This window comes from Drouetiella sp. (genome assembly GCF_059504425.1).
On the sequence record NZ_JCACIN010000030.1, the window covers coordinates 1 to 5,406 of the forward strand.

At 50.8% G+C, this 5,406-nt stretch carries 3 protein-coding genes; 1 reads left to right on the forward strand and 2 read right to left on the reverse strand.

Translation table 11 applies throughout. From position 1 onward, the window contains the following. The first annotated feature begins 107 nt into the window (after positions 1–107). Positions 108–1,109 (forward strand): serine/threonine protein kinase, encoded by a 1,002-nt coding sequence (locus tag AC5JMP_RS07840; protein ID WP_495850892.1) that lies wholly within the window; start codon positions 108–110, stop codon positions 1,107–1,109. Positions 1,110–1,282: 173 nt separating this feature from the next. On the opposite strand, the gene AC5JMP_RS07845 is transcribed toward AC5JMP_RS07840, so the two are convergent. Together AC5JMP_RS07845 and AC5JMP_RS07850 are read right to left on the reverse strand one after the other, a co-directional pair. Further along, positions 1,283–3,703 (reverse strand): hypothetical protein, encoded by a 2,421-nt coding sequence (locus AC5JMP_RS07845; protein WP_495850893.1) that lies wholly within the window; start codon positions 3,701–3,703, stop codon positions 1,283–1,285. A 1,215-nt stretch (positions 3,704–4,918) separates the two neighbouring features. Then, positions 4,919–4,987 (reverse strand): hypothetical protein, encoded by a 69-nt coding sequence (locus AC5JMP_RS07850; RefSeq protein ID WP_495850894.1) that lies wholly within the window; start codon positions 4,985–4,987, stop codon positions 4,919–4,921. Positions 4,988–5,406 lie beyond the last annotated feature (419 nt).

Sequence of the window (5,406 nt, forward strand, 5' to 3'; positions counted from 1 at the left end):
ATTGCGTTGATGCTGCTTTCAAAGAATGTCCTAACGTACATGCGTAGCGCTATATTCATTACATTCTTCAGGTTGGAGATGCCATTAAAACAGTTCATCAGAACGGATTGCTGCATCGCGACATTAAGCCACAAAATTTGATTTTGCGCGAAGGAACTCAACAGATAGTCCTAATTGATTTTGGCATTGCCCGCGAGTTTACACCTGGTTTCACTCAAACGCATACCCATCTCGTCTCCGAAGGATATGCCCCAATTGAGCAATATTTTCCACAAGCAAAGCGATCGTCCGCAACGGATATCTATGGGCTTGCAGCTACGCTATACACCCTATTAACTGGAAAGGTGCCGATTGCAGCGCCCTTGCGCGATCGCTCTCCTCTACCCGAACTCCGTCAACTTCTGCCGGGGGTGAGTGCCTCGGTTAACGAAGCGGTTATGAGAGGGATGGCAATGGAGCCACTGCATCGTCCAGCCACAGTAGAGGCATGGCTGGCGTTGCTTTCATGTACAGAGACTAACAGTCCGGTGGTGCCAAATGTCGGTTCTACGAGCCAGGTCGCAACAGTAGCCGTTTCACCTGCCTATCATGCGGTTCACCCCCGATCAATCCAAGGTAGTACGGTGATGATAGCCTCTCCAGCTCAAAAGGGTACCTCTCAAAGTCGATGGTGGTTGCCCGGAGTTTTGATATTAGGCGCTTTGATCCCACTCGTTTTGGGCTACTCCTGGTGGCAATCGCAAACCTCTTTGCCAACTGACCAACCCAAAACCACCGATACATTTACCCCCTTGGAGTCGCCTGCGGTCGCTCCTGCTGCGCCGTTAGAAAATTCAACTCAACCCTCTGAAGTGATACCTCCTTCAGATGCTCCTGCTGCACTAGAACCATTTTCCACAGAAGCAATAGACTCAGAGGCTACGTCTGCCCCTGCCTCCTTAGATACTCCAACAAGCGATCGTTCGACCGGGGAAAATATAAATCCTGCTCCTCCGCAGAGAAAGCAAGCACGAGAAGCCCAACGACGAGAAGAAGAGCAAGCCAGGGAAGAAGAAAAACGGCGGAAAGGACGAGCCAAGGAAGAGGGGAGAGGCAGGGGAAACGACTAAATGCCAGTTCAATATCTCCCCCTTACCTATTATCTACTGTCTGCAATTAAGACCTGCTAACTCATCTATCTGCACAACCGACGCCCTTGAGCTTTAGGACGGGGACATTTTTGGTGGGGGGCGCTGCGCCTCACCAAAAATGTCCTAAGCAAACTGGCGACAGCTATATCTGCTTAGCTGATCACAAAATTCTGTGCGCTAATGCTCGCTGTTGTTACCTTTTCTAGCGTCATGACTGACACGAAGGTTTTACTACTGCCCATGCCATCTGCATCGATTCGGACTTGTGTATCTGCCCCGACCTTGACCAACTTCACATATTCAGTGAACTGAGCAAATGCCGTCAAAGCGCTGAACTCCTTTAACGCAAAGATTTCCCGCAGATCCAGCAAATCGGTTTTGACCTTGAAGTCAGTCACGCGATCGTTACCCCCTTTCACCGACTGGCAAACAAATACATCTCTGCCTCTGCCGCCCGACAGGACATCTTCGCCGTCGCCGCCCACCAGCACATCATTTCCCTCTTGACCAATCAGCTGGTCATCATCATCATCTCCCTGGAGTTGGTCACTGCGCTTGCCTCCCTTCAATTTGTCTTTGCCGTTGCCGCCTTCTAGCAAATCACGGCCTCTACCGCCATCCAGGTAATCATCGCCGTTGCCACCCGACAGGCGATCGTTACCGAAGCCTTTCAGCTTAAAGCCACCAAACAAGCGATCGCCGCCATCCCCTCCCAGCAGAATGTCATTGTTGCAACTGCTGATAATGAAGTCTCCTTCCTTGCCACCAGAGCGCTGGACGCCCTTTTTACCGCCCTTAAACACGATCGTTTGAGGTGCAAACCCCACGATACCCGTGAGCCAAGTACCACTGATGTCTAACGTAGAACCACTGATAACGTTTGTAAAACTGCCAGAGGCGATCGAGGCCTGGTATTCGCCTAACTCTTGCGTAAGGCTCTCTAGATTGTCTAGCGTCCAGGTTATGTTATCAGTTGTGGTCAGGGTAGCTCCGGTGAGCGCAATCAACTTGCCTTTAACCGACAGACGCAGATCTGATAGATCGAATCCGGCGACAACCTTACTGAATTTGAACTTGATGCCACCGACTTTCTTGGCTAGCCCGAAGGGAAGTTCTTTGACTTGAATGATTTGCACCGTTAGTGCCGATCGATCAATGGTGTAAGCTTGAGCAGAAAAATTAGCGTTGCCGCTGCCGACGCCACCCAAAACCTGACCACTCTTACTGGCGATCGAGTCATCGTCAACCAACTTGAGGTTAAGGTCGCCTGCACCAACTCCCGTATTGACGGCAACGGTGTACACCGTGTCGTTCACCGACTGAACCGAGGAAATTGCGGCTCCTGCCAGTGTCCCGGTGGTTGTCAAAGAAAAGTCACTCAGGTTAACACCTATAACCGCTTCGCTAAAGGTGGCCGTGTAGCCAATACTCGTGCCGTTGAGCAGGCTGGTAGGCGTGAGAGAGACAAGGTAGGGTAGAGAAGCGATCGTCCCAAACACATCGTCATTGTCAGTCGGGCTGCCAGCATCATTGACGGCAACACTGCCCGCAAAAGTAGTGTTGAGGCTACTAGCAGTGGCTCCAGTACCCAGAAAGACTGCTCCAGCTTTGCTTTGTCCGGCGAGTCCGCTGCCGTTGGTGACGCCACTCACGCCGCCAATACCCGCTTGAGTAGCGTTATCGCTAAAGGTCGTGCGATCGAGCTTTAGCGTTCCACCGCGCATAAAAATGCCGCCGCCTAAGCCTGCGCCGCCGCCGCCTGCACCCGATTCTGTAGCACCCCCAACGCCCCCATTGCCGCCCAAGCTGCTGCCCGTGCCGCTGAGTCCGTTGACGGCGCCGCCGCCGCCGCTGCCACCCCCAAAGCCGCCTGCACCCCCAGCACTGCCGCCGGAAGTGCTGCCTGCACCGCCGCCGCCGCCGCTGCCAAACCCGCCGCTGCTACCTGCGGCGCTGCCTGTGCCCCCGGTGCCGCCTGCTGTACCGCCGCCCGTTGCCCCAATCCCTGTACTCAGACCATTGCTCAGTGCCGCATTGCCGCCGTTACCGCCAATGGCTCGCCCCCCCGAAATGGTGGAATTGCTGACTGTTACCGTACCGCCCTCGCTGTAGAGAGAGCCACCTAGCCCTGCGGCACCGCCACCGCCGCCACCGCCACCATCGCCGCCGTTACTGCCAGACGCACCCGTTACTTTATTGTTGAATAAAGTGCTGTTCTTGATGGTGAGCGCTCCGTTGCCTAGATAGAGAATGCCGCCACCTGACCCAACAGCATTGCCATTGGCGATCGTCAGTCCATCTAAGGTTGCGTCAGCCGCCGTGATGTTGAAAATGCGGGAGGTGTTGTTGCCGCTGAGGGTGAGCAGCGTGGCTCCTGTGCCTTGCAGCATCAGGCTATCTGTAACATCAAGCTGCCCAGAGGTTAGGGCGATCGTGTCTAGGGTTGTATCGGTGAAGACTGCTCCTGTAAAGGCAATCGAGTCCATGCCAGTCGTTGCATTGGCCTGGGCGATCGCATCCCGCAATGATCCTGTGCCGCTGTCATTGGTGGTAGTGACATTAAAGGTTGCCATAGGTTTAATTCTGAGTGTTCCAAAAAAAATGCAGGACAAAACTGGCTGTGCGCGCCTAAATGGCTACGCCAACCGCTGTCAAATAGCTCAAATCTTTAGCAGCTCGTATTGCTTAATCTAGAGCTGAATTTTTTGACGCTATGCGTCAGAAAATTTCACCCTTAACATCAGCAGTGCCACAGAATCCTGTTAAAAAGCCTGTAAGAATTGAGCCTCGCAGATGTCTAGCTGACGTGGGCAAGTCGCCAAACATAGGGAGCTTTAAGAGTTCAAAGCGCTCGAATCGGTATTAATGTGAGGGTTTAACTGCTGAGGGCAAAAATACAGGTTCAACGTGAGTTCGGGATAAGAAATTGCTGGAGGCCTCGATTTCTCGTTACTTAACCCTGCATACCCTCTAGAACCATTATCAACAAGCTCAATTGTTGAGGATATTCTCAATAGCAAGGCTTATTGAGAATACAATGTTAGCCCCGAACTCACGTGGTTTTGGAAACCAAAAACATTGATTAAGAGACAAACAATAGACCTCTCGCCTAAACGGTTGCTTAGTGTTGTTGCAGAGCTCCTTGAAAAAGCGATGTACGCGAGAGAATCGCTTATGCGTCAGGTTGAAGCTTCAGCGGTTCGTATCTATAAGCTACCCACAGAAATTGCCAGGGTAACACCCAATAATTTTTCGTAATGTAAGTCTAAGTAGATCCGGCATTTCTAGAACTCAAAGCTCTGTTACGCCTTCATTGTCGAGTAGGGAGGACTTCTCCAATGTTTAGGCTTACTTTGTATTCTCCGTTGCTCTCGCCTTTTGGTTTTAAGAGTGCTCAGGATTATACCTCATATCAAGTCAGGTTAAATACCCACAATATACGCAAAAAGGAAGACGCCGAAAAGCTCGTTAACCTGGCTATTGGGCAAAGATTTACATTGTGTGCATGCAAGGCGACATGATATGCCATTGTTGTAAGCCTCCCTTTCACAGAAACCTGTCTGCGGATTCCCCGCACAAGCTTCTTCATTCGATTTTTCATTAAACCGGATTGAGTAGGACCAGACGGCTTGGCTTTGGGAGAGAGAGCCGAGCTTGGTAGCGTCGGAACGTCTCCTAAGTGAAGCTGTGTCGCTAACTGTAGCGATTCTGCCACTTAAAGCTCAGATAAGTGATTAGAGTAGTTGCGATGGACGCAACTACTCTGATTTTGAAAGTCTGTCATAACGTCAAATCCATTGCACGTAGATTTCTTCAGTGCGATAGGAGTAGTGCTTGAGGCGAATAGCATCTCGCACCTGATCTAACAACTTTTTGGGAGGTAGCTACATAAGAAATGAGCAGATGTACTATGTGCTTAATGGTACATCTGCTCATTTCTGTAGGGAATCTGAAAATATGCGGAAAAATTCGGGATATCTAGCTTGAGCAGCGTATTATACGGAAACAATCCCCTTAAATAGTAAATTCGGGTTCTTATGTCGAATTATTCCGTCTATTCACCCGCTGTGGGATCTTAGACAGAAACTTTCAGTCCATTAATAGTTAGCTGGCGTTGGAGTTGGGTCAGCGGCTTTGAGTTTATTGTCCCAGCACGCTAGTCCAAAACTACCCACTTCAGTGGGAGGCTTTAGCTGCTACACACCTCTGAGTTAGGCACTTTATAGGTTGATAGTTCAAGATCCATGCCTCCGACAGTTAGCAGTGATAGCAACAA